Genomic DNA, 25,579 nt, shown 5'->3' with positions numbered 1-25,579 from the left:
TGCTTGGCCCGGCGCGGCAGTTCGGCGCCGCAGGGCACCGCGAACCGACCGGCTGGCGGCACGCCGCCCCTTCCCCGAGGAACACCATGGTTCACCAGAGAACAGCCGCCTACATCGTGGGAGCCCTGCTGATCGGCGTCGCCGCCGTCGGCTACGGCCTGCCGTCGGCGAGCGCCGCGACCGCCGGCCCGATCACCGGGCTCGGCGGTAAGTGCGTCGACGTGGCCGGCGCCAACCCCGCCAACGGCACGCCCGTCCAGCTCTACGACTGCAACGGCAGCGCGGCCCAGACGTGGACCGTCGGCAACACCGACACCTCGATCCGAGCACTCGGCAAGTGCCTCGACGTGACCGCCGCGTCGACCGCCAACGGCGCCAAGGTGCAGCTGTACGACTGCAACAACACCGGCGCGCAGAAGTGGACCGCCAGCAACGGCGCGCTCATCAACTCCGGCTCCGGCAAGTGCCTCGACGTCACCGACCGGAGCACCGCGAACGGCGCCCGGTTGCAGATCTGGACCTGCGGCGGCACCACCAACCAGCGGTGGACCCTGCCGGGCGGCGGCACCCCCACCACTCCCCCGCCCACCACCCCGACCGGCACCAACCTCGACGACCCGGCGAAGAAGAACGTCGCCATGCAACTCGTCTCGGCCGCGGAGAACTCCTCGCTCGACTGGCGCGCGCAGTTCTCCTACATCGAGGACATCGGCGACGGGCGCGGCTACACCGCCGGCATCATCGGCTTCTGCTCCGGCACCGGCGACATGCTCGAACTGGTCGAGGCGTACACCCGCACCAAGCCGGGCAACGTGCTCGCCGGCTACCTGCCGGCGCTGCGCAACGTCAACGGCACCCCGTCGCACTCCGGCCTCGACCCCAACTTCCCCCGCGACTGGCGGACCGCGGCCACCGACTCGGTCTTCCAGGCCGCCCAGGAGGCCGAACGCGACCGGGTCTACTTCAACCCGTCGGTACGCGACGGCAAGAACGACCAGGTCCGGGCACTCGGCCAGTTCGCCTACTACGACGCGGCGGTCATGCACGGGTACGAGGGCATGCGCCAGATCCGCAACCGCGCCCTGAATCGGGCCAAGCCGCCGGCCCAGGGCGGCGACGAGCGGACCTGGCTCAACGCCTTCCTCGACGAGCGGGTCATCGAGATGAAGAAGGAGGAGGCCCACTCGGACACCTCGCGCGTCGACACCGCCCAGCGGGTGTTCCTCAACAACGGCAACTTCAACCTCAACACCCCGCTGGTGTTCGCCGTCTACGGCGACCAGTTCCGCATCGGTTAGTTCGCAGAAATGGTGGCGGGGTCGCCGGCAGGGAGTTTCCGTTCGTCGACGGCCCCGCCACCTGGCGCGGCGCATCCAGACGTCCAACGAGCCGCGATCGCGGCGGCGGGGTGACACTGGCAGGCTTGGTCTCCATGAACGACGGCAAGGACTGGTACGCGTGGCACGGCCCTTACGCCGATGGCGACTCACCCCTGGCACGCCGGCTACGTCTGGTTCAGCAGCACATCGCCGCGTGGCTCGATGAGCGACCGGACAAGCCCAGGTCGGTGGTCAGTATGTATGCCGGCCAAGGTCACGACATTCTGGACGTACTGGCCTCGCGCCCTGGCGCTATGCGGGTCGATGTCACGCTGATCGAGTACGACCCCCGCAACGTCGCGGCGGCCCGAGCCAGAGCAGCCGCCGCGAACCTCGACACGGTGACCGTCATGCAGGCCGACGCGGGCGACCTCGGCTCCTACCGGCAGGCGGTGCCCGCCGACCTTGTCATCATGGCGGGAGTCCTGGGCAACATCAGTGACGCCAACGTCCACGCCACCATCAACGCGTTGCCACAGCTCTGCGCCGCCGAGGCCACGGTGATCTGGACCAGGACCCGACGCACGCCTGACCTCACATCAGAGGTCCGAACCTGGTTGGCCGACGCCGGGTTCGCCGAACAGGCCTTCCACGCCCCCGACGGCGTGCTGTTCTCCGTCGGCGTTCACCGCTTCACCGGCACCCCGCAGCCGCTGGCTTCCCAGGGCAAGATCTTCGAGTTCATTCAGGACACGGCGCGCAAGCGTGTCGGCACACCGCCGACAGGGACCCGACCCTGACATCGGATCAGATCTCTCAGACGGGCACTCAAAGTGTCGTACGTCTGTTCTAATCTCGGGTCATGGTTGAGGAGTTGGCGCAGGCAGACGACGCGATCGCCGCGTGCGTTGACGCCGCCGCCTGGGCTCTCAGCGAAGATGATCTGATCGCTGCTCTGGAGGCCGCGCACCGTTTGGAGCAGCGTTTCGCCGCCGTGAAGCTGGCCCTGGTCCGCGAGGTCGACGGCCGCGGCATCGCCCGCGTGCAGGGGGCGTGTTCCACGGCGGTCTGGTTGCGGGAACGACTGCGGCTCACCGTCCCGGCCGCCCGCCGGCTCGTCGACCTCGCCGCGGCTCTCGACACCGGCAATCCCGCCATCCGGCAAGCGCTTGCTGATGGCGCCATCAGCCTGGACCAGACCCGGGTCATCGTCGACACCGTCGACACCGTGACCAGGTCGGCCGACGCCGAGGCCGCTGACAAGGCGGTCGGTGTGCTCGTCGACTGGGCCGGGCAGTTCGACCCCACCCTGCTCCGCAAACTCGGCACCCGCATCCTCGACCACGTCGCCCCCGACCTCGCCGACGCCGCCGCCAAAGCGGCAGTGGACGCCGATGCCCGCCGCGCCGACCGCGACCGCCACCTCACCCTGTCCGAGCAGACCGACGGTCGACTCCGGCTCACCGGCACCCTCGACGCCGAAACCGCCGGCCTGTTCCGCGCCGCCATCGACCCACTGACCGCCCCGTCCGGCCCGGACGACTCCCGGTCCCCCGGTCAACGACGCCACGACGCCCTCGGCGAGGTGTGCCGACTCGCCCTCCGGACCGGCGAGCTGCCCGACAGCGGTGGCGATTCCGCCCAGATCGTTGTCACCACCAGCTACGACGGGCTGAGCCGGCAGCTGTCCACCGGCGCGCTCGACACCGGTCTACAGCTCACGCCCGAGGCCGTGCGTCGGCTCGCCTGCGACGCAGGCATCCTGCCCGCCGTCCTCGGCGGCACCGGCCAGGTCCTCGACGTGGGCCGACAACGCCGGCTCGTCGCCGGGCCGCTCCGCCGCGCCCTCGTGCTGCGCGACCGCGGCTGCGCCTTCCCCGGCTGCGACCGACCACCGCGCTGGTGCGCCGCCCACCACATCCGGCACTGGGCGGACGGCGGCACCACCAACCTCGACAACGCGGTTCTACTCTGCGGCCACCACCACCGACACATCCACCAGACCGACTGGGTCGTCCGGCTCGGCGACGACGGCCGTCCGGAGTTCATTCCACCGTCCTGGCTCGACCCCGACCAGCTCCCCCGGCGCAACCACTACCACCGACGCACATAGGATCCGCCAGCTGAGAAAGCCACCTTCGGGTCGGACGTCGTCCGCACCGAGTTGCCGCATTCCGCGCGGCGACTTGACCTCAAGCTCGGGTGAGGTCCTAACCTCCGGTATCGGAGGTAAGGCATGAGCATGGAAGTTACCGCGTGGACGTCCCTGCACCACGCGATGAACGCGCGGGACGAGCGACCACTGTCCCGCGCCACCTTGAAGCGGATCGCGCAGTTCGCGCGACCGCACCGTACTTTGATCATCAGATTCCTGTTGCTGAGCGTGGTGACGGCGGCCCTCACGGTGGCGGCACCCGTTCTCGCCGGCCGGGTGGTCGACGCGATCGTCGACGGCGCCGACAGCGGCGTCGTGATCCGGTTGGCGGTGCTGATCGCCCTGATCGCCCTCGCCGAGGCCGGCCTGGGTCTGGTGACACGGTTCCTCTCCGCGAGCATCGGCGAGGGGCTGATCGTCCAACTGCGCACCGCGGTCTTCGACCACGTTCAGCGCATGCCGGTGGCGTTCTTCACCCGTACCCGCACCGGTGCTCTGGTCAGCCGCCTGAACAACGACGTGATCGGCGCGCAGCGGGCCTTCAGCGGCACGCTTTCGAGTGTGGTCGGCAACGCCGTCACGCTGACCCTGACGTTGGCGGTGATGCTGACCTTCAGCTGGCAGATCACCGCTCTGGCGCTCGTTCTGCTGCCCATCTTCGTCATCCCGGCCCGGCGGATGGGTTCGCGGCTCGCCCAGTTGCAGCGCGAGGCGGCCGAGCACAACGCAGCCATGAGCACCCGGATGACCGAACGCTTCTCGGCCCCCGGCGCCACCCTGGTGAAGCTGTACGGGCGGCCGGCCGAGGAGTCCGCCGAGTTCGCGGCGCGGGCGCGACGGGTACGCGACATCGGCGTCCGCGCGGCGATGCTTCAGTGGGTCTTCATCACCGCGCTCACCGTTGTCGGATCGTTGGCGCTGGCCCTGGTCTACGGGCTGGGTGGTTTCTACGCCCTGCGGGGCAGCCTCGACGCCGGGACGGTGGTGGCTCTCGCGCTGCTCCTGTCGCGGCTCTACGCACCGCTGACGTCGCTGGCCAGTGCTCGGGTCGAGGTGATGAGCGCGCTGGTGAGCTTCGAGCGGGTGTTCGAGGTCCTCGACCTCAAGCCGCTGATCCTCGACAGGCCCGACGCCCGTCCCCTTCCGGAAGGGCCGGTGGCGGTGGAGTTCAACGGGGTACGGTTCGGCTACCCCTCAGCCGACAAGGTGTCGCTCGCGTCGCTGGAGGATGTGGCGAAGCTCGATACGCGCGGCGGTGAGGAAGTGCTGCACGGGGTGTCGTTCCGCGCCGAAGCGGGGCAGATGGTGGCGCTCGTTGGCTCCTCCGGGGCGGGCAAGTCGACGATCGCGCAACTCGTGCCACGCCTGTACGACGTCGAGGACGGTGCGGTGAAGCTGGCCGACGTCGACGTACGTGAGCTGTCGGCCGAGTCGATCCGTAGCGCGTTGGGTGTGGTGACCCAGGACGGGCACCTCTTCCACGAGAGCATCCGCGCCAACCTGGCGTTCGCCCGGCCGGACGCGACCGAGGACGAGATGTGGGAGGTGCTGCGGCGGGCCAGACTCGACGCCCTGATCCGCTCCCTCCCCGATGGGCTGGACACCGTCGTCGGCGAACGCGGATACCGGCTGTCCGGCGGGGAACGGCAACGGCTCACCATCGCGCGCCTGCTGCTGGCCCGGCCACGCGTGGTCATCCTCGACGAAGCCACCGCGCATCTCGACTCCACCTCGGAGGCGGCGGTTCAGGACGCCCTCGCCGAAGCCCTGACCGGTCGGACGAGCGTGGTCATCGCCCACCGACTCTCCACCATCCGGGCGGCCGACCAGATCCTCGTCGTCGAAGACGGACGGATCGTCGAACGCGGGCGGCACAGTGACCTGCTCGCCGCTGGTGGCAGGTACCACGAGTTGTACCGCACCCAGTTCGCCCAGGACCAGCCGACGGTCCAGGACCAGCCGACGGTCCAGGACCAGCCGACGGTCCAGGACCAGCCGACGGTCCAGGACCAGCCGACGGTCCAGGACCAGCCGACGGTCCAGGACCAGCCGACGGTCCAGGACCAGGCGACGGTCCAGGAGCAGGCGACGGTCCAGGAGCAGCGCGTCGCGCTCTGACGGCCCTCGCCCACCTGAGACGGTCGCGGCGGCCGGCCATCCACCGAGGACGAGCCGGACCGCCGCGTTGCCAGGTGAATCGGCAGCGCCGCCCGCCCGGGAGAGCATTCCTGGGCGGGCGGCGGCCGGTCAGTCGTTGGCTCAGTCGTCGTCGTTGTCCTCGTTGTCGTCGTCGTCGTTGTCGTCATCGTCGTTGTCGTCATCGTCGTTGTCGTCGTCGACCGGCTCCTGCTCGGCCTTGACCACCGACCCGTTGTCCCGGTCGACGTCCACCTCGTGCTCGGTGTCGCCCGCGACGATCTCGATGCTCCACACCGGACGGCCGTTCTCCTGCTCGGCTTCGACCTCGACGATCTGACCGCCACCGGCCTTGGCGAGCGCGATCTCGCCGGCGCGCTTCTCGTCGACCGCGCTGCCCGCCGGCGCGCTGCCGGTCGACGGCGTACCGGACGGCGTTGCGCTCGACGGCGTACCCGATGGGGTGCCGGCCGACGGCGTACCGGTGATTGCCGGCTCGTCGGTGGCGGTCGGCGCGACAGTCGCCGCGGCGAGTGCGGTGTCGCCGGTCCGCGAGCCGTTCGCGGCGTTGACGCCGAGCGCGACCCCGGCCACCGCCAGCACCGCCGACCCGCCGACCGACGCCAGAAGCAGATTGGTGCGCTTCATCGTGGTGTCCACCTTTCCTCGGTTGTCGACTCCGAGGATCGGCCAGATCGGGATAGCACCGCGCTGTCCGGACGCTAAGGCCGGGTTAAGACGGTCGACGAGCCGGGTCAGCCGCGCCGGTTGAGTTCCGCCTCCAGCCGCTGGACGAGCGTCTTGCGGTCCTTGCTCGCGCGCTCGTTGCGCAGCGCGGTCCTGAGCTGTCGCGTGTCGAGGCCGCGGACCAGCTTGGCCGCTTCCGCGACCGACATCTCCGACATCCGGCCAGCCGTGGTGGCGTCCCGACGCGCTCGTTTGGCCGGCCCGGTGTTGGCGACGTACTGCTTACCGGATCGGGACGCTTCGCGCTTCTTGGTGTCGGTTGCGCGTTTCTGGCTCTCGGACATCTCCTCCCAGGCCTTCTTGGGCAGGTAACGACTCGTCGTGTCGCCCTTGCGCGCCCGGGTGTCGCCCTCCTTCGTCTGCCACTTCTCGTTGCCCCAGCGCTGGAGAGACTTCTGCCGCTCGTCCTTTTCGCCCAGGAATCCGCCGCCGCGCTTCTTGTACTCCTGAGTGACCAGCTGCGACTTACGCGCCGACCACTGCCCCGGTCGTCCGCCCTTGTCGGAAGCCTTGACCTCTTCCTTGATCTGCTCTCTGAGCTCGGGTTTCGTATACCGCGCCATGACTGGCAGCTACCCGGCACCGCAGCGCCTATGCGTCCCGGCGCGGCGTCGGAGGCCCCAACCGGAGCAGCACCCGCGCACCGCCTCCCGGGCCGGCTCGCAACTCCAGCCGACCGCCGGCGGCCTGCGCGGCACGCCGGGCGATGTCCAGGCCGAGGCCGGTGGAGCCGGCCGCACTGGCCCCCCGCCGAACCGCGCCGGCTGGCATTCCCGGGCCCTCGTCGGCGACGGTGAGCAGCACCTCACCCGCGTCCTCGGCGAGCCGGACAGCGAAGGGCGACCCGTCGGGGGTGTGCGCGAAGACGTTGCCGAGCAGCGCGTCCACGGCCGCCGTCAGGTCGTCCGCGGGCACACCGACGAGCAGGGGTCCGTGGGCAAGGTCGAGGGTGACGGCCCGGCCGGTGTCCTCGGCCAGCACCGACCAGAACGCGACCCGGTCGGCGACGATCGCCGCCGCGTCCGCGACCACCGGTCCCGCCGCCGGTGAGTGGTGCCAGCGCGCCTGCCGGATCAGCCCGGTGACCGCGCGTTCGAGCCCGTCGGCGGCGGCGGTGATCCGCGCGGCGTCGTCCGGGTCGCGCAACGACTCCGCCTCCAGCCGCAACGCTGTCAGCGGCGTCCGCAACCGGTGCGACAGGTCGGCGACCTGCTCGCGCTCCTGAAGGAGAAGGACCTGGATCCGGTTGGCGAGGTGGTTGAGCGCGCCGGCCACCTCGCGTAGTTCGGGTGGGCCGGCGGGCGTGACCCGGGCGTCCAACTCGGCGTTGGCCAGCCGGTGTGAGACGGCCGAGAGGTCGCTGATCGGCCGGACCAGGGTGCGCGCCAGCCGGTCGGCGACCAGCAGCCCGATCAGCACGAGGATCACGCCGAGCAGGGCCAGCACCAGCCAGGCCCGGGTGACCCCGGCGGTCAGCTCGTGCTGCGGCACCGCGATCCGGATCACCCCGGTGCCGTCCGCCCGACCCTGCACGGCGATGACCACCTCCCGGCCGGCCGCCGACTCCCCGGTGAGGCTCTGTCCGCGCGCGGCGAGGGCCACCGCGGGCGTACGCGGTGTCTGGGCGCCGAGGACCGTGCCGTCCGGCAGGAAGACGCTCACCGGTCGACCGGACTCCGCGGCGAGTTGCTCGACGGTGAGCCGGATGGTCGCCGCGTCGGCGGTGCCGACCACCGGCACCAGGCTCTGCGCGTCGGCGGTGGCCCGGACGGTGGCCCGGTCCTCGGCGACGGTGCGGACCAGCAGTGCCAACGGCACCAGGAACGCGATGAGGGTGAGGACGCTGACCGCGGCGACCAGCAGCGCGAGACGCGCCCTCACGGCTGCGCCGCCGGGGCTTCGAGACGGACCCCGACACCCCGTACGGTGTGCAGGTAGCGGGGCTGCTGCGCGTTCTCCCCCAACTTGCGACGCAACCAGGACAGGTGCACGTCGACGGTCTTGTCGGCACCGCCGTACGGGATCTGCCACACCTCGGTGAGCAGCTCACGTTTCGTGACCACCTGGCCGGGTCGGCCGGCGAGGTGGTGCAGCAGGTCGAACTCGCGGGGCGTCAACTCGACCGTCGCCCCGTCGAGGGTGACCTGCCGGGCCCGGGGGTCGACGCGGAGCCCGCCGACGACGAGCGGCGGGTCCTGCCCGTCGACGCCGGAGGGGCCTCGCCGTAGCACCGCCCGGACGCGGGCGTCGAGCTGCGCCGCGGTGAACGGCTTGACCACGTAGTCGTCGGCGCCCGCGTCGAGCACCCGGACGATCTCGGCCTCGTCGTCACGTGCGGTGGCCACGATGACCGGCACCGAGCTGACCGCGCGCAGCATCCGCAGCAGCTCGCGGCCGTCCAGGTCGGGCAGGCCCAGGTCGAGCACGACGAGGTCGGGTCGGTCCTCCAGCGCGTCGCGGAGCCCGGCCATCGCGGTCGAGGCCGCGCCCACCGCGTGGCCGCGTTCGCGCAGGGCCCGGATCAGCGGGGTACGGATGGTCAGGTCGTCCTCGATGAGCAACAGGCGGGCCACAGCTGGCAGGCTAACCGCTGCCGCTGGCAGTGCGGCGCACGTTAACCATGCCTTAGCGTGCGGATGTGCCAACGACAAGGACGGATCGGGGATAGTCAGGGGATGGGCCGTCGTTCGTTCCTCGTCGCCACCGGGTGGGTGGCCACCGCCGCCATCGCGACCCTGATCGGCCTGGGCGCGATCCGGTTGGTTGGCGAGAGCCTCACCGGCACCCCGGGTGGGGTGCGCAGCGAGGCCGAGATCGAGCGGGCGCTCGCCGCACCCGAGCCAGCTCCGAGCAGCACCGCCTCGGCCAGGCCGGGCACGACAGGCACCGCCTCGGCCGGGCCGGGCACGACAAGCCCTGCGCCGAGCGCCAGTTCGGGGGCCCGCCGGGGTTTCGCCACCGACGGCGGCACGGCCGTCGCCGAGTGCGGCCCCGGCGGCGTACGCCTCGTCTCCTGGGCGCCCGCGCAGGGTTACCGGGTCCGCGACGTGGACCGGGGCCCGGACGACGACGTCGAGGTCACGTTCCAGGGGGCGACCCGGGAGTACGAGTTGAAGGTGCGCTGCATCGGCTCGGAGCCGGTGGCCGTCGCCGACGACTGACCACCTTCACTGACCCGTTGACTGCTCGCGGTCGGCGTCTCGGCCGAGGGCGACCATGTGCAGGGTCTCCTCTCGACGTCGCACGAGCAGTGCCCCGGCCAGGAAGGTCACCGGCGCGACGAGCACCAGCATCGCCCACTGCGCCGGCACCAGGGCGATGGCGCGTCCGATGTGAGCGGTCGAGGTGACCCACCCGGCAAGGGCGCTGTCGATCACCAGGGCGAGGGCTGGCACGGGCAGGAGCATGACGACGATCCGTCGGCGCACCTCCGGAGCGAGCGTGACCACCGCGATCACCATGGCCGACGCGACGACCGCCAGGCCCGCGACGTAGAGCCAGATGATCAGCTCACTGCTCGCCTCCAGTCGGCGGCGGCGGGTCGCCGCTGGCCCGGCCGCGCACCGGCGAGGAGCACGGCCAGCATCTCGTCCTCGTACACCCGATGGTGTTCCCATGGGTAGACGGCCAGCAGCCGGCGGTAGCGGCGCTCCAGATCGTCGCTGCTCATGCCGCCCCTCCGTTGGTCAGTAGGCCGCTACGGCGCAGCCGCGCCCGAGCGGCGTCCGCGTTGTGTCGCAGCCGGGACGCCTCTTCGGGAGTGACGGACGTGGCCGGCACGGATTACCGTGCCGGCCACGTCCGCTGGTGGTTCAGCTGGTGTACGCCTCCACCTCCCAGAGCGAGTGGCCGTATCCGGTGCCCCGGGCGGTGCCGTGGATCCGCAGGTAGCGACCGTTGGCGCCGAGCCCGGTGTGCTCGTCCACGCCGCCGTCGGCCCCGGTCACCGTCTTCACGGTGGTCCAGGTGGTGCCGTCGTTCGAGGTCTGAATCTGGTACGCGCTGCTGTACGCCGCCTCCCAGCTCAGCTTGACCCGGCCGATCGCCGTGGCGCTGCCGAGGTCGACCCGGATCCACTGCGGATCGGAGAACGTGCTCGACCAGCGGGTGGTGAGGCTGCCGTCGACCGCCTGGGCGCCGGTCACGTCGGCCCCCTCGTTACTGGACGTCGTCGTCGGCTTGTTCAGGAGCAGATTGCCGGTCGGGCCGGTCGGGCCGCCGGTGCCGCCGTACACCTCGAACTCGAACAGCGAGTAGCCCCAGGGGGTCCCCCTCGTGGTGCCGAGAAGCCGGACGTACCGGCCGGACCCGCTGAGCCCGGTCAGGTCGTCCACCCCGCCGTCGCCACCGGTCACCGTACGGATCGTGGTGAAGGTGACCCCGTCCGGCGAGGTCTGGATCTGGTATCCGCTGCCGTACGCCGCCTCCCAGCTCAGCTTGACCCGGTTGATGGCGTACGTGGCGCCGAGGTCCACGTCGATCCACTGCGGGTCGGCGAAGGCGCTGCCCCACCGGGTGCCGGCCGCGCCGTCGAACGCGTTGCCCGCGACGAACGCGCCCTCGAAGCTGGACGCTCGCGCCGGCTTGCCCCGGGCCAGGTTGGTGCCCGGCTCGGGGTCCGGGTCCGGGTCCGGCCCGGGTCCGCCGGGGCTGGTGGAGAGGGTGAACTCGTCGATGTCGAAGTACGGGCCGGTGCCCTTGAAGACCAGGAACAGCGTCCGGGTGCCGGTGGGGGCGGTGACCCCACCGGTGACCGTGGCGAAATTGGCGTACCCGCCGGTCGGCACCACGGTGGCCGAACCGACCAGTGGACCGGTGGGCGAGTCGACCCGCAACTCCAACGTGCCGCCACCGCCGGCCGGTGCGCCGACCCGGGCACTGAACGACTGGACGCCGGTCAGGTTGTACGGGCGGAACGAGATCCAGTCGTTGTTGTCGACGTAGCCGACGGCGGCCCCGCCGTGCCCGGCCGCCCCGGCGACGATCTGGATGCCGGACGAGTCACCGAAGTGCTCGGCCTGGCGTACCCGTGGTTGCAGCACCGCCTGGGTGTGCGTGGTCAGCGGCGGCTGGCCGCCCCCACCCAGGTCGGTGTACTCGGCGTCGATGATGCCGAAGATGTTCGCCGCCGTGTCGTGCTCGCCGTCGGCCGAGGTCTGGATGACCCCGGTGCAGCCCTGCACGCTGCCCAGCTGGTGGCCGTGCGAGTCGTGGCCGAGGACGTAGTTCACCTTGACCCGGGCGCAGTTGATCGACCCGTCCTGGGCGTCGGTGACGGTGACGGAGAACGGCACCGCGTCCCCGAAATTGAACGTCTGCCCGTTCAACGGGGTGTTCACGGTGACCACCGGGGCGCTGTTGCCGACGGTGACGACCACGCTCGCGGTGGCCGTCTTGCCGGTGGTGTCCCGGACCGTCAGCGTCGGGCTGCGGGTTCCGTTGGTGGTGTACGTGAAGCTCGGGTTCGCCGCCGTCGAGTCGGTGGTGCCGTTGTTGTCGAAGTCCCAGGCGTAGGTGAACGGATCACCGTCCGGGTCGAGGGTGCCCGCCGAGGAGAACGCCACGGTCAGCGGCGCGGTGCCGCTTGTCGGGGTGGCGGACACCTTCGCGACCGGCGCTCTGCCCTCACGGGCGTACTCGATGCGGTAGAGCGCCGAGTTGGCGTCACCGTTGAACCAGCCGGTGCCGTAGTCGAGCACGTAGAGCGCGCCGTCCGGCCCGAACTCCATGTCCATGACCTGGGTGCCGGTCCACGGAAACGGGTTGATCTTCAGCGGCTCGCCGGCCGGGTCGAGCTTGATGTTCTTGATCCAGCGGCGGCCGAACTCACCGGCGAAGTAGGTCCCGTCGTAGTACTCCGGGAACGCCACGGGCGAGGTGTTGCTCGGGTCGTACCGGTAGACCGGCCCGCCCATCGGCGACAGACCACCGCCGGTGAACTCCGGCGGCGAGCCGGAGCCGCCGTACGGCAACCAGGCGGGGATGGCCGGCGGCAGCTGGGTGATGCCGGTGTTGTTGGGCGAGTTGTTCACCGGCCCGCCGGCGCAGTTGAACTTCGCCCCGGACGGTCCGGACGGGAAGGTGTAGTCGTTGTAGGCGTCGTTGCGGGCGGTGCAGTACGGCCAGCCGTAGAAGCCGGGCCGGTCGATCCGGGCGAACTCGACGTTGCCGGCCGGCCCCCGGTTCGGGTCGGCGGTGCCCGCGTCGGGGCCGTAGTCACCGAGGTAGACGATGCCGGTGGCCTTGTCCACGCTCATCCGGAACGGGTTGCGGAAGCCCATCGCGTAGACCTCCGGGCGGGTCCGCGCGGTGCCCGGGGCGAACATGTTGCCGGCCGGGATGGTGTAGCCGCCGGCCGCGCTCGGCTTGATCCGCAGGACCTTGCCGCGTAGGTCGTTGCTGTTCGCTGAGGTGCGCTGCGCGTCGAAGGCGGGGTTACGCCCGGCCCGCTCGTCGATCGGGGTGAAGCCGGCCGAGTCGAACGGGTTGGTGTCGTCACCGGTGGACAGGTAGAGGTTGCCGGCCGCGTCGAAGTCCATGTCGCCGCCGACGTGGCAGCACATGCCCCGGCTGGTGGGCACGTTGAGGATCAGCGTCTCGCTGGCCAGGTTGATGGTGTTGTCCGCGTTCACCGTGAACCGGGCCAGCCGGTTGACGCCGTCCCAGACGGCGAAGTCGGCCGGGGTGCCGGTGGCCGGGGCACCGCCGCCGGGGGTGCTCAGTGGCGGGGCGAAGTAGGCGTACACCCAGCGGTTGGTGGCGAAGTTCGGGTCGGCCTTGATGCCCTGCAGGCCCTCTTCGTCGCCGGTGTAGACCGGCAGGGTGGCGGCGATCTTGGTGTTGCCCGCGGCGTCGGTGTGCCGGATCACGCCGTTGCGGCTGGTGTGCAGCACGCCCCGGTCCGGTAGGACGGTGAGGCTCATCGGTTCACCGGTCTCGGCCGCGCCCTTGGCCAGCTCCACCTGTTGGAAGCTGCTGGTGACGGTGGGGCCACAGTCGGCGGTGACCGCGCCGGCGGCCGTCCGGATGCCGCCGAGCAGGTGCTGGCGGAAGTTCGCCTCGGTGTACGACGCGTCGGTGTGCCCCAGGCCGGTGTACCAGGCTCGACCGCCGGAGTAGTTCTGGCACCAGGAGATCGGGTGGTCGGCGCCCATGCTCCCGCCCGTGTACGTGCTCTCGTCCAGGGTGGCCAGCACGTGCACGTTGCCACGGGGGTTGGTGCGGTAGTTGTACAACTCGTCGAACCGGCTCCACCGCTGCGGCAGCGTCGCGGTGGACGGGTGCACCTGGTCGGCCACCTTCACGGTGACGGTCTGCTCGGCCGGGTGCGAGGCGAAGTACGCCCCGACCAGTCCGCCGTACCAGGGCCAGTCGTACTCGGTGTCGGAGGCGGAGTGCACGCCCACGTACCCGCCGCCGCCGGTGATGTAGCGCTCGAACGCGGCCTGCTGGGCGGAGTTGAGCACGTCGCCGGTGGTGGAGAGCCAGATCACCGCGGCGAACCGGGCCAGGTTGGCGTCGGTGAACTGGGCGGCGTCCTCGGTGGCCTCGACGGTGAAGCCGTTGGCCGCCCCGAGTTGCTGGATCGCGGCGATGCCCGGGGTGATGGATCCGTGCCGGAATCCGGCGGTCTTGCTGAAGACCAGCACGGTGAAGGGCGCGGCGCTGGCCGTGGGTGGCGCGGCGACGATGCCGCCCGCCACGAGGATCGCGCTCAGCGCGACGCCGAGCCACGATCTCAGGGATCTGCGCACGGTGGGGGTCCTTTCGCAGTGCGGGGGGACGGCGTGCGCCGATCACGCCTGGCGGTGATGGAACCGGACATGCAAATGCATCGTTGCGCCTGGATCACGGCCGCGTCAAGCGCTTCCCCGCCATCCGTGAGAGCGTTATCTCCGCAGGTCAGGGGCGACCGTACGGAGTGAGATCGAATAACGGTTTTCGGGCCGGGAAACAGGTTGGCGAACCATCTGGGCGCGTGCCCGCTCAGCGGCCGCCCGCAGCCAGCTCGGCGATCATCCCCTCGCAACTACGAACCACGACCTGAGCCCCGCGCCGCTGCGCCAACGGGAGCAGCGGATCCTCCGCCCGGTCCCGCCACCGCCACTGCGCGTCGGCAGCGACCTCCCAGAGCCGCCGAACGTCGGCCTCATGCTCGACACCGAGTCGAGCCGCCAGGCCCACCCCGTCGCCGCCGACCAGCCGCTGCGCCTCTGCGGCCAGCTCCGCGTCGAACCCCAGCCGGGTGTTGCGCAGCGCCACCAGCAGGCGCAGCTCCCGGAACTCGTGCGCACCGGCGAGGATCTGCTCTACCGCGCCGACCAGCTCGGCGGACCCCCGGGTGGGCTCGGCCCGCAGCAGCGCCTCCACCGCGGCCAACGCGGACCGGGCCTTGAGCGCGTCGCGACGATCGATGAAACAGCGCGTCACCGACTCGCGCAGCTCGGTCAGACCGCTGCGCCGAATCAGTTCGGCGGACAGCTTCACCCGGCTGTCGAACCCGCTGCGCACCAGCGTGGCCGCCAGCCGGACACCGAAGACCCCGAACCGACCAAGCAGCGCGGCGCGCACCTCGGTGTCCAGCCGTACCGGCAGCTCGCCGCCGAGGAAGCGGTCGGCGGAGATGAGGTGGGCGTCCAGCTCCGCGCGGGGCACCTGGGCCAGGGTCGCGAGCGCGGCGAAGTCCGACTCGCCGAGCATCCGGCCCGCCAGGCCGAGCATTCCACTGCACGCGACGACGTTGACGCTGAGCGCGTTCACCCTCGGGTCACGGTGCTGCCGCCGGGCGAGCTGGCGTGCCGTGAGCAGGCCGTCGATCCGGCCTCCGCCGGTCTCGTCGGCACGGGACAACACCATGATCACGTTGACCGGGGCGGACTGCCCGACGGCGCTGTCGCGTGCGGACTCCAGCACCCGCAGATCGCTGTCCCGACCGTCGCGGGTCAGGTACAACACCGCGTCCGAGTCGCGCAGCACCCGCTCCAACACCGGCGCCCGGCCCTGCTCGGCGCCGCCGGTGACCGCCGGGGTGTCGATCAGCGTGATCTGCCGCAGCGCCCGCGTCGGCCACCGCACCACGATGTCCCGCACGTCCCCCGCGCCCCAGCCCAGATCCACCCGCAGCCCGGTCGCCGACTTCACCACGGCCAACTCCTGCGGTGGCTGCCCTTCCGGGTAGGCGGTGGCTCTCGGCGCGGCCCCGTCCTCGTACCAGGTGAAGGCGCCGTCAGCCCGCTCGACCGGGGCGACCTCCTCGCCCATCAACGCGTTCAACACCGTCGACTTGCCCGACCGCCACGGGCCGACGATGGCGATCCGCAGCGGCTGCTCCAACCGGGCCACCTGATGCCGAAGCTCCGCCACGGCCCGGGGATTGTCCTGGTACAGCTCGATGGCCTGGTGCAGCAACCCCCACGCCGCCTCGTCCAGGCGCACCCCGACCGTCATGCCTGCGGCTCCAGCAGCAGCGGGGCGGACCGGGCGGCGGTCAACTGCTGAGCCTGCTCGTACACCGCCGCCAACCGGGTCATCTTCAGCCGGATCTCACGCTGCCGCTGCTCGCGCAGGGAGGCATCGGTGTCGGCCTCCTGCTTCGCGCTGCGGAAGGACTGCACGATGGCCTCCTGAAGTTCCTCGGTCAGCCCCGTGAAGTGGTCCCGCAACATCCGCTGCACCTGCCGGGCGGCGTCACGGCAGTCTCTGATGATCCGGACGAAGAAGTCGTCGACATGCCGCTGGATGGCCGTCTTGACGGTCGCCTGCCGGCGACGCAGCAACTGCTTGCTCTCGTCGCGGATGCTCTTGCCGCCGAAGAGCGCCCCGATGCCGACCGAGACCGGATTGATCATCGGCATCCCGGCCAGGGTGGTCGCCAACCCGAACATCAGCATGCCGCCGTACGAGCCCTTCATGCCGGTGAACAACTTCTGGCCGGTGGTGAACCGGTCGATCGTCGGCCGTTGCAGCTCGGGCAGCCGCTCGCCGATGTCCTCCGGCATCGTCATGGACCAGGGCGGCAGCACGTCGTAGCCGTACCGGTCGAAGTTGGCGGCCACCCGCCGGGCGATCCAGTCGCAGCGCTGGATCAGCCACTCGTGGTTCGTCTCCGCCGCCTCCACCAGGCTCCGCTCCAGCCATTCCTGGAAGGTGTCCCAGGCGACCAACGGGTCGGCGGTGTCGAACGCCTCGTCCACCGCGCGCAGAATCTGACGGGTCCGGTCGCGCAGGTCGTACTCGAGGTCGGCGAGCAGGTCGGTGATCTCGTCGGTCAGCGTGTTCTGCCACCGGGTGGAGCACCGGCGCAGCTCGTCGACCTCGCGCTGCGCCGCGTGCAACCGGGAGATCGGCCCGGACTGCTCCTCGGCCTCCTGGGTGGCCAACTCGGCGCGCAGCGGCGCGGCCAACTGCTCCACCACCGTGCGGGCAACCGTCTGCACCGCCGCTCGGGCCAGGTGGTCCGCCTTACCGGCCAGGTCGTGTTGCAGGCGGGCGATCAGCGCGGGGAACCCGGACTCGGCGTTGAGAGCACGGTCGTCGGCAGCGGCGGCGCGCAGTCGCAGCGCCGCGGAGACCGGAATCAGCGTCGCCGCCACACCCGCCTCGGCCAGGTGCTGCCGGTTACGCTCCGCGACCGTACGCCAGTCCGCCACCAGATCGGTCTTGCTCTGCACCACGAGCACGTTCGGATGCGAACGCATGATGTGCAGCAGCATGTTCAGCTCGGCGACGGACAGCTCCCGGGTGGAGTCGGAGACCAGCAGCACGGTGTCCGCGCGGGCGGGCGCGGCGACCGAGGCGGCCGCGCCGATGCCGGTGACCTCGTCGGTGCCGGGAGTGTCCACCAGCACCACTCCGGCGCCGAGCAGGGCGCGGGGCAGTCCGATCTCGACGTACGCCGGGCCGCCGCCCGGCCGACGACCGACCAGACCGGCCACACCTGCCGCGACCTGGTTGAGCGCCACCGGGGTCCGCTCGACTGTCACCGTGGCGGCGCCGGCGGGCTGACCCGGGGCTGGTGGCGGCACCTGGGCCACCGCCACGGCGGGAGCCTCGGCATGCTGCACCACGGTCGGCAGCACGGTCGTACGGCCGTCGCCGACCGGGCAGGCCGGAGCGTTGATGATCGCGTTGATCAGCTGACTCTTGCCCTGGTTCGGTTCACCGATGACCAGGACACGCAGCGTCGGGTCAAGCAGTTGCGTACGCTTCTGCCGCACCGTCTGGAGCAGGTCACCGCGACCGTGTGCAGCGCATGTGCGGGCGATCTCGTCCAGCACGTCCAACCAGATCCCGGCCATCACCGCACCAAGTGTGCGGATTTCGGCTCAATTATCAAGAGGGACCGGATGTGGAACCCGAGAGGGCCGGATCGCCCGAGACGATCCGGCCCTTCGCTCCGCCCGGAGATCCGGGTCAGAGCAGACCGCCGGTGAGACCCAGCAGCCCGTGATCGGACGAGGCGTGCGGGTCGCCGCCGAGCACACCATCGGTGACCCCACCGGTCACGTCACCGACCGTGTCGGTGACACCGGGGAGGAGGCTGTCCACCTGGTGCGTCACGCCGCCCACCGCCGACGACACGTCGAGCGGCGGGACCACGCCGCCGACGACACCGTCGCCGTGCCCGAGGCCCAGCCCGCCAAGGGTGTCGTCGACACCGAGGGAGCTGACGACCCCGCCGAGCTGACCGTGGGTGCCGGAGAGGACACCACCGGTCAGGTCGCCGCCGATCAGATTCGGGTCATTAGCGCCGAGCAGACCGCTCGGGTCGCCGACCGTGCCGGTGACGTCGCCGAGCACCGGGTCCGCGATCGCGTCCACCGGCTGCACCACGTCCGCGTCGAGGGTGTTCGCCACGTCGGAGACACCGGCCAGGTCGGTGTCGAGGCCGGACGGACCGACGCCCAGACCGATGCCCGGCAGCACGGTGACCCCGGCGGCGGCGGTCGACGGGTCGACAGCGATGGCGCCGAGCACGCCGGCCTTGACGTCCACGCCACTGGGCGAGCTGGTGACGCTGATCTGCTGCGCCACACTCTGCAACTGACCCACCACGTCGGTGGTGTCGGTGAGCAGCGGGTCGAGCCCGAGCTGCCCGACCGGCGAGGCCAGCGGCGCGAGGCCCGCCCCCGGCGCGTAGTCGACGACCAGCGGCACGACGTCCTGCACGTCAGCGGCGGTGATGTCGGTGAGCCCGGCGCCCCGCAACGCACCCTCGGGGTCGAGGTCGAAGGCCGACCGCGCGTCCGGGTTCGTCAGTAGGTCGAGCACGAAGTCGTGGAGGGTCTGCTGCGAGTCCATGTACCGGTTCTCCTCGGATGGGGCATTGACACGGGGTGTCGTACGTCGACAGTGACGACGCTATTGCTGGGGGTCGCACCCGGGCATCGGGGCTGAGCCCGCATCCGGGCCGGTTGAACTAGGGGCTCCGCCACCTCGTACGTTAGGGGGACTGGGGGAAACCGTCCCGGCGAGATTAGGGTCCCGACCAGGGACTGATCTCTGGTACGAACGTAGGAGCCCGCGGGGTTCGCCGGGGGTGGGTCGTCGGGCAGCCGACACCATCGCCACCGACCGGCCGACTCACGGGGAGAGACAGAGACGATGCCGTACGTCCTGGGGATAGACATCGGAAGCAGCAACACGGCCGCCGCCGTCGCCCGCCGACGCGGCGCGACCTGGACACGTCCCGAGGCCGTCCCGCTGAGTGCCGACTCACCTCTCATGCCGTCGGTGCTGTGCCTGGCGGACGACGGTTCGCTGCGGGTCGGCGAGCCCGCGACCGACGACGGCAGCCGCACCACCCGGGACTTCGTCCACCGGATCGGCGACGACGTGCCGGTGCTGCTCGGCGGCGAGCCGTGTGCGCCGCAGACGCTGGCCGCCGAACTGGCGGCGTGGGTGGTGGAGCGGGTCTACACGCTGGAGGGCGGGGCCGCCGAGGCGATCGTGCTCAGCCACCCGGCCGGGTGGCGCCCCTACCGGCGGGAGGTGCTGCACCGGGCTCTGTCGGAGCTCGGCCTGCGGCACGTGACGTTGTTGCCCCGCACGGTCACGGTGGCCGAGAGCCACGCCGCTCGTGGGTTCGCCGGCAGCACGGCCGTGGTCTACGCCCTGGGGGGCAACAGCTTCGAGGCGGCTCTGGTGCGCCGCACCTCACGCGGCACCTACGAGACGTTCGGCACCCCGCAGGGTCTCGACTCGATCGGTGGCGCCGACTTCGACGAGGCGCTGGCCGAGCATTCCCGTACCGTGTTGGCCCGGGAGTTGGCCGCGACCGGACGTCGCGGGGCCCAGGCCGCGCTGCGCGGACTACGTGCGGAGTGTGACCGGGTCAAGCGGGTGCTGACCGTCGACCTCACGGCCGACGTGGTGCTGACCCTGCCCAGCGGCCCGGCCCGGGTGCCGGTGACCCGGGCACAGTTCGAGGCCATGATCCGCCCGACGGTGCAGGCCACCGTCGACCTCCTGCTCCGGGCCGTACGCAGTGCCGACCTGACCGCGTCGCAGCTCGACGGCGTCCTGCTGGCCGGCGGCTCCACCCGGGTCCCGCTCGTGACCGAGCTGATCGGCGCGGCCCTCCCGGTGCCCGTCGAGGTGGAGCCGGACGCACAGTTGACCGCCGCCACAGGGGCGGCGATGGCCGCCTGCCAGGTGGTGTCACCACGGCCTCGCCAGCCGGCGCCGGCCCGCGTCCCGGCCCCGGTCAGCGGTGCCGGGCGGGCCACCATCCCGGCGCAGCGCCGCCCCCAGCACACCGTTCCGGGTGATCCGCCACCGCGGCCCCCGGTCCATGTCCTCCCACTGGAACTGCCGAAGCCGTCCCGTCTGGCGCTGGCCCGCGCCCGGGGGCGCGAAGGATGACCCCAATGATCATGAATGACCTCGCCGTACCAGGGTTGACCCTGGACAAGGGGTTGCAGGCCCTGCTGGACACGGTCGCCCAAAATCCGGCCGGCCCGCTGGCCGTCGGCATCGCCGGCCCGGCCGGTCACGGAAAGACCGCACTGCTCGGCGAGCTGGAGCGCATCCACCAGCGCGCCGGGATCGCCGTGCAGACGGCCGCCCCGGAGCCGGGTGCGCCGGCCGACCCCGACACGGTGCTGCTGGTCGACGACGCGCACCTCCTCGACGACGCGCGGATCGAGGCGCTGCTGGGTCTGGTCGCCGGTCGTCGACACCGGCTGGTGGTCGCCCACCGCCCGTGGCCGCGGTCGGCAGCGTTCAGCGAGCTGGTCGACGCCCTGCGTCGCGACGGGCAGGCCGTGCTGCTCACGCCCTTCACCCGGGAGCAGACCGCCGCCTACCTCGCCGCCACACCCGAGCTGGGCCGCCCCGCCGACCTGGTCGACTTCGTCCACACGCAGACCGCCGGCGTACCCCGGGACGTCGAGCGGCTGGCCCGCGGACTGGCCGGCGCGGAGACCCGGCCCGGCGCGATCGTCGACCCACCCCGGTCCGTCATCCTCGACTTCGCACCGGACCTGGAGGTTCAGCCCACCGAGGTACGGCGACTGCTGCTCGCCGTGGCCGCCGGCGGGGCGCTGCCGGTCAGCATGCTCGGCGCGCTGCTGGGCCTGGACCCGGCCGGGGTGGACGAGTTGATCGCCACCACCAGGGCGGCCGGGCTGCTCGGCGCCGACGGCCGGATCGCGCCGATCGTCCGGCGGGCCGTCGCGACGCTCAGCCCCGCCACCGAGCGGACGGCGGTCTGGCGTCGGCTCACCGAGTTGCAGCTCGCCCGGGGCGGCGCCGTGCTGCCGCTGGTCCGCTCACTGCTCGCGGTCGGCGCGCTCGGCGACTGCCCGGCCGCGACCCTGGCCGCCGCGGCCGGCGAGGCGCTGGCCGACGAGCCGGCGTTCGCCGCCGAACTGTTCGCGGCGGCCACGGCCGCCGGACGGCCGCCCAACGCCCAGCAGGCGCTCGCCGCCGCGCTCGCCGGTGACCTCGACGACGCGCTTCGGTTGGCGGACCGACTGCTGGCCACGTCCGCTCCCCCGGACCGTTCCGAGGCGGCCATGGTCGCCGCCACCGCGCTTGCCCATCGTGGGCACGTCGGTCGCAGCGTCGAGCTGTTCCGGTGGTCGGGCACCGCCTCGGCGAGGGCGTTCGCCATCGTCGGCGGGCTCGCCACCGGCGACCTGGCCGCCACCACCGAGTCACCGGCGGGCGACCCGGCGGGCGAACCACCCACCCTGCACGCCAGCGCCGCCCGACTGATGGCCACCGGCGTACGCGAAAGCGTGACCGGCCCGCCGACCGCCGCGCTCTCCGCGCTCGTGCAGGCCGCCGCGCTGCTGGAGCCGGACGGCCGAGCGGCGCTCCTGCCGGACAGCCCGGCGGCCCTCGCCGCGTTGACGGCCGTGCACTCCGGTGAGCTGGAGATCGCCGAGCGGGTGCTGCACCGCGCCCTGGCCGCCGGTGTCGGCGGCCCGCTGATGGCACGCCGCCACCGGCTGTTGCAGGCCTGGATCCTGATGGTCCGTGGCGAGATCCACGCCGCCGGCGAGATCCACGCCACGGTGACGCTCGACGGGCGGCACCTGGAGTCCCGCGACCAGCTCTTCGCCGCCGCGATCCGGATGGGCATCGGCCGGCGCAACAGTGACCTCGGGGCGCTCAAGCGGGGTTGGGGGCAGGCGCTGGAGGCCGTGGTGCGGCACCCCGTCGACCTGTTCACCCTGCTGCCGCTGGGTGAGCTGGCCATCGCGGGCGCGCGGCTGGGTGACCTGGCCCGGCTGGAGCCGTACCTGCACCAGGGGCGTGCGCTGCTCGACCGCCTCGACAACCCACCACTGTGGAGCGTGCCGGTGCACTGGAGCGGCCTGCACGCCGCCATCCTGACCAGCGAGCCGACGGTCGCCGACGAACACGTCGCGGCGTTGCTCGCCGCCGCCGGCCACAGCCGGTACGCGGCCGTGGTGGCCGCCGCCGCGGAGAGCTGGGTGGAGGTGCTCCGGGGGGTCGTCGACCCGACCCGGGTGGAGGCCGCCGCCCGCGGGTTGCACGACACCGGGCTGTGTTGGGACGGCGCCCGACTCGCCGGGCAGGCCGCCATCCGCACCGCCGACCGGCGGGCGATGACCACCCTGTTGGAGTGCGCCCGAGCGTTGCAGGGGCGGCCCTCCGGTGGGCACGGCGGGCAGACACCGACATCCGGTGCGGGCACGACACGAGTCGCCGGCCCCACTCAGCACGGGCTCAGCGACCGCGAGTACGAGGTTGCCGAGCTGGTACTGGCCGGGTTGACCTACCGGGAGATCGGCGACCGGCTCTTCATCTCGGCCAAGACCGTCGAACACCACGTGGCGCGGATGCGCAACCGGCTGAACTGCGCCAACCGCACCGAGCTGCTGGCTCTGCTGCGTACCCTCGTCGCCGACCGGGCCAGCGACTCCGCTGGGCAACCATGGCCGCAGCGGGCGGGCCGATGACCAACAACGATGGTCGGCTGCTCCGGACCAGGCTGGCCGTGCTGGCCGCCGTACTGATCACGCTCTGGTCGTACGCGGCCTACGTGTCCAGCCAGGACGCCGTCGACCTGCTGCGCGTCCGGGCGTTGGCGGACACCCTGGGACAGCCCATCGACCGTTTGATCCTGAGCCTGCAGACGGAACGCCGGATCACCGCCGAGACGATCGCCGGGGCGGGCCAGGCGACGCCCGAGCTGGTCGAGGCTCGGGAAGCCACCGACCGGGCCGCCGCCGAGATCCGCGAGTTCACGAAGGGGCGTGACCTTCGGCTGCTCAGCGCCGGCGCGGTCCGGGACCGGGCCGGCGAGCTGGTCCGACGGCTCGACGGCCTCGGCACGATTCGGTCCCAGGCGGACACCGGGCGGCTCGGCCAGGCCGCGGCAATCGACGGGTACGACGAGGTCGTCGACGTCGCGTTCCGGGTGTACGGCCCGGAGTGGGGCGCGTACGAGAGCGGGTTGGCCGCCGACACCCGCGCGGTGATCGCGCTGGCCCGCGCCCGGGAGTTGCTGGCCCGGGAGGACACCCTGGTCAGCGCGGCCCTGACCGGCGCACGGCTCGGCGTCGAGGAGCGGCGTCGGTTGACCGCTCTGGTCGACATCCAGCGGTACGCGCGCGCCGAGGCCGCGGCCGACCTTCCGGCCGACGGTCAGGCCGAGCACCAGCGCCTCGCGACCGGCCCCGAGTTCACGGCTCTGCTCGCTCTGGAGGACCGGCTGCTGCTGCAGTCGGGCACCACCAACACCCTGGCCGGTCTCACCGTCGAGGGCTGGCGGGAAGCGGCGGACGCGGCCCTCGCCGCGCTGCAGACACTGGTGACGAGCACCGCCCGCAGCAGCGTCGAGCGGGCCACACCCGGTGCCGCCGCGCTCATCGCGCGTACCGGCGCCGTGGTGGGGCTCGGCCTCATCGTCGTGCTCGTGCTCCTGCTGAGCTGGGCGGGCACCATCCGACGCCTGACCGAGGAGCTGACCAGGCCGGCCGCCGGCCTACCGGCCCCGGCACAGGACGCTCACGCCCCGGCAGACGACGCTCCCGCCCCCGGGCAGGGCGCTCCGTCGTCGGGGGGTGACGCTGAACGGGAGCTGTTCCTGGGGCTGACCAGACGCAACCAGGTTCTGCTGCGCGACCAACTCAGCCTGCTGGACGGAATGCAACGTCGGGAGCGGTCCACCGAGGAGACCGGCGAGCTGTTTCAGCTCGACCACCTCACCACCCGGGTCCGACGCAACGTGGAGAAACTGATCACCCTGGCCGGCGCGACACCCGCCCGTCGCTGGCGACGCCCCGTGCCACTGCTCGACGTGGCACGCGGCGCGGTCGCCGAGGTGCCGGACTACCACCGCGTCCTGATCGCGCCGCACTGGCCGTGGTCGCTCGCGGGGCCAGCCGTCACGGACGTCATCCACCTGCTGGCGGAGCTGATCGAGAACGCGTTGACCTTCTCCGGGGCGGACACTACCGTCCGGGTCAGCGGCGAGCAGCGACCGCAGGGGTGCGCCGTCCTCGTCGTCGACGACGGACCCGGCCTGGACGCCGCCGCGCTGGCCGAGGCGAACCACCTGCTCGGCAACCCGCCACCGGACGGCCCGCCCACCGGCCTCACCGGTTGGTACGCCGCCGCCGTACTGGCCGGGCGCTGCGGCGCCCACGTCTCGCTGCGCCCCAGCCAGCGCGGTGGGACGGCCGCGATCGTGCTCCTGCCCTCCCGGCTGGTCACCGTCACCGACAGCGGCCACACACCGGCCAGCGCACCACCCGACACCCCGTACCCACCCGCCCGCGCCGACGCCGACCTGCCCGACCCAAGCGGCGACGGCGCGTTGCCGATGCGGGTCCGCCACCCCGGGCCGGTCGGCCCGGAGCACAGCAGGACCAGCCTCGACACGGTCGAGTTGCCCGTCGCGAGAACAGCAAGGAGACATCAATGACGTCTGCAGTGGTCACCGAGGACGGCCTGACCGACGCCCTGAACAGCCTGGTCGACCGCGTGCACGGCGCGGAGTTCGCCGTGGTGCTGTCGCCGGACGGGCTGCCGCTGGGCGGCTCGCGGCGGGTGGGGGAACAGCTGGCCGAGCAGATCTCCGGCGTGGTCGCGGGCCTGATCGCGTTGGGGCTGGCCGCCACCCGGACCTGCGACGCGGGTCGTCTGCGCCAGGTCGTGGTGCAGATGTCGCGGGCCTTCCTGTTCATCGCCACCATCCCGAACGGGACCATCCTCACCGTGCGGATCGCCGGTGACGACGTCGAGGTCGGTGACATGGCGTACGAGGTGGCGCTCTTCGTGGGCCAGGCCGAGCGGCACCTGCCGATCACTCTGGGGCCGGCCTCCTCGGTGACGATCGGGGACACTGGTGCACACCAGCGGCACCACTGACGAGGCGTGGTACGACGACGACGCGGGCCCGGTTGCCCGGCCGTACACGATGACCGGGGGGCGCACCGCGCCCGCACGCGGCCAGTTCGACCTGATCTCACTGGTCGTCGCCCGGCGAGGGGTCACGCCCCCCACACCGCTCTTCCCCGAACAGGCGCGGATCGTCGAGTTGTGTCACCATCCATTGTCGGTGGCCGAAATCGGTGCCGAACTGGACCTTCCGCTGGGGACCGTCCGGGTGCTGCTCGGTGACCTGCTCGCGGCCGGGCTGATCGAGACGCACGAACCGCCGATGCTGTCGGAGCTGCCGACCGAGGATCTGCTTGAGGCGATACTCGTCGGGCTTCGCGGGCTGTGACCGGGCAACTGCCGC

General features: G+C 71.9%; 19 protein-coding genes and 1 pseudogene. 10 read left to right on the top strand and 10 right to left on the bottom strand.

Going from position 1 to position 25,579, the window contains the following annotated elements:
• The first annotated feature begins 86 nt into the window (after positions 1 to 86).
• The 4 genes and pseudogenes from V6U86_RS02170 to V6U86_RS02155 all read left to right on the top strand — a co-directional run.
• Positions 87 to 1,298, top strand: coding sequence for a chitosanase (locus V6U86_RS02170; protein WP_334497760.1), 1,212 nt, complete (start codon positions 87 to 89; stop codon positions 1,296 to 1,298).
• Positions 1,299 to 1,432: 134 nt separating this feature from the next.
• Positions 1,433 to 2,119, top strand: a complete 687-nt coding sequence (locus V6U86_RS02165) for a class I SAM-dependent methyltransferase family protein (protein ID WP_334497758.1) — start codon at positions 1,433 to 1,435, stop codon at positions 2,117 to 2,119.
• A gap of 62 nt (positions 2,120 to 2,181) precedes the next feature.
• Positions 2,182 to 3,432, top strand: coding sequence for an HNH endonuclease signature motif containing protein (locus tag V6U86_RS02160; RefSeq protein WP_334497757.1), 1,251 nt, complete (start codon positions 2,182 to 2,184; stop codon positions 3,430 to 3,432).
• 123 nt (positions 3,433 to 3,555) lie between these two features.
• A pseudogene (locus V6U86_RS02155) lies at positions 3,556 to 5,505 on the top strand (ABC transporter ATP-binding protein); the annotation flags it as partial.
• A 228-nt stretch (positions 5,506 to 5,733) separates the two neighbouring features.
• On the opposite strand, the gene V6U86_RS02150 reads toward V6U86_RS02155, so the two are convergent.
• The 4 genes from V6U86_RS02150 to V6U86_RS02135 form a co-directional block, all read right to left on the bottom strand.
• Entirely contained in the window at positions 5,734 to 6,258 is a 525-nt protein-coding gene (locus tag V6U86_RS02150; protein ID WP_334497755.1) for a PepSY domain-containing protein, read from the bottom strand.
• Between the two features lie 107 nt (positions 6,259 to 6,365).
• Entirely contained in the window at positions 6,366 to 6,920 is a 555-nt protein-coding gene (locus V6U86_RS02145; protein WP_334497753.1) for a DUF5872 domain-containing protein, read from the bottom strand.
• A 28-nt stretch (positions 6,921 to 6,948) separates the two neighbouring features.
• A complete protein-coding gene (locus tag V6U86_RS02140; RefSeq protein WP_334497751.1) occupies positions 6,949 to 8,238 on the bottom strand; it encodes a sensor histidine kinase in 1,290 nt (429 codons plus the stop codon).
• On the bottom strand, positions 8,235 to 8,930 hold the full coding sequence (locus V6U86_RS02135) for a response regulator transcription factor (protein WP_334497749.1): 696 nt from the start codon (positions 8,928 to 8,930) through the stop codon (positions 8,235 to 8,237). Before V6U86_RS02135 ends, V6U86_RS02140 begins: the two co-directional genes overlap by 4 nt.
• 102 nt (positions 8,931 to 9,032) lie before the next feature.
• Between V6U86_RS02135 and V6U86_RS02130 the strand changes: the two genes are divergently transcribed.
• Entirely contained in the window at positions 9,033 to 9,518 is a 486-nt protein-coding gene (locus V6U86_RS02130) for a septum formation initiator (RefSeq protein WP_334497747.1), read from the top strand.
• Between the two features lie 6 nt (positions 9,519 to 9,524).
• Here V6U86_RS02130 and V6U86_RS02125 read toward each other — a convergent pair whose 3' ends face one another.
• The 6 genes from V6U86_RS02125 to V6U86_RS02100 form a co-directional block, all read right to left on the bottom strand.
• Complete coding sequence (locus V6U86_RS02125; protein ID WP_334497745.1) at positions 9,525 to 9,806, bottom strand: hypothetical protein; 282 nt, start codon at positions 9,804 to 9,806, stop codon at positions 9,525 to 9,527.
• Positions 9,807 to 9,862: 56 nt separating this feature from the next.
• On the bottom strand, positions 9,863 to 10,027 hold the full coding sequence (locus V6U86_RS02120) for a hypothetical protein (protein ID WP_334497743.1): 165 nt from the start codon (positions 10,025 to 10,027) through the stop codon (positions 9,863 to 9,865).
• A gap of 142 nt (positions 10,028 to 10,169) precedes the next feature.
• Positions 10,170 to 14,111, bottom strand: a complete 3,942-nt coding sequence (locus tag V6U86_RS02115; protein WP_334497741.1) for a ThuA domain-containing protein — start codon at positions 14,109 to 14,111, stop codon at positions 10,170 to 10,172.
• A 232-nt stretch (positions 14,112 to 14,343) separates the two neighbouring features.
• A complete protein-coding gene (locus V6U86_RS02110; protein ID WP_334497739.1) occupies positions 14,344 to 15,804 on the bottom strand; it encodes a hypothetical protein in 1,461 nt (486 codons plus the stop codon).
• Positions 15,801 to 17,654, bottom strand: a complete 1,854-nt coding sequence (locus tag V6U86_RS02105) for a dynamin family protein (protein WP_334497861.1) — start codon at positions 17,652 to 17,654, stop codon at positions 15,801 to 15,803. The genes V6U86_RS02110 and V6U86_RS02105 overlap by 4 nt, the downstream gene beginning before the upstream one ends.
• A gap of 115 nt (positions 17,655 to 17,769) precedes the next feature.
• Positions 17,770 to 18,657: an IniB N-terminal domain-containing protein gene (locus tag V6U86_RS02100; RefSeq protein ID WP_334497737.1), complete on the bottom strand. Its 888-nt coding sequence runs from the start codon at positions 18,655 to 18,657 to the stop codon at positions 17,770 to 17,772.
• Positions 18,658 to 18,960: 303 nt separating this feature from the next.
• On the opposite strand from V6U86_RS02100, the gene V6U86_RS02095 reads away from it, so the two are divergent.
• The 5 genes from V6U86_RS02095 to V6U86_RS02075 are packed head-to-tail and all read left to right on the top strand — an operon-like array spanning position 18,961 to position 25,564.
• Positions 18,961 to 20,220, top strand: coding sequence for an Hsp70 family protein (locus V6U86_RS02095; RefSeq protein ID WP_334497735.1), 1,260 nt, complete (start codon positions 18,961 to 18,963; stop codon positions 20,218 to 20,220).
• Positions 20,221 to 20,225: 5 nt separating this feature from the next.
• Positions 20,226 to 22,790 carry a LuxR C-terminal-related transcriptional regulator gene (locus tag V6U86_RS02090; protein WP_334497733.1) on the top strand — a complete coding sequence of 855 codons (2,565 nt, stop codon included), beginning with the start codon at positions 20,226 to 20,228 and terminating at the stop codon, positions 22,788 to 22,790.
• Complete coding sequence (locus V6U86_RS02085) at positions 22,787 to 24,760, top strand: sensor histidine kinase (protein ID WP_334497731.1); 1,974 nt, start codon at positions 22,787 to 22,789, stop codon at positions 24,758 to 24,760. The genes V6U86_RS02090 and V6U86_RS02085 overlap by 4 nt, the downstream gene beginning before the upstream one ends.
• Positions 24,757 to 25,206: a roadblock/LC7 domain-containing protein gene (locus V6U86_RS02080; protein ID WP_124773771.1), complete on the top strand. Its 450-nt coding sequence runs from the start codon at positions 24,757 to 24,759 to the stop codon at positions 25,204 to 25,206. The genes V6U86_RS02085 and V6U86_RS02080 overlap by 4 nt, the downstream gene beginning before the upstream one ends.
• The gene (locus V6U86_RS02075; RefSeq protein WP_334497727.1) at positions 25,184 to 25,564 is read left to right on the top strand and encodes a DUF742 domain-containing protein; all 381 of its coding nucleotides are present in this window, start codon (positions 25,184 to 25,186) and stop codon (positions 25,562 to 25,564) included. Before V6U86_RS02080 ends, V6U86_RS02075 begins: the two co-directional genes overlap by 23 nt.
• The last annotated feature ends 15 nt before the right edge of the window (positions 25,565 to 25,579 follow it).

Origin of the sequence: Micromonospora sp. CPCC 205558, assembly GCF_036902955.1 — a bacterium.
Lineage (GTDB): Bacteria > Actinomycetota > Actinomycetes > Mycobacteriales > Micromonosporaceae > Micromonospora.
The sequence above is the reverse complement of the archived record's forward strand: the minus strand, read 5'-3'. Positions and strand labels throughout refer to the sequence as shown.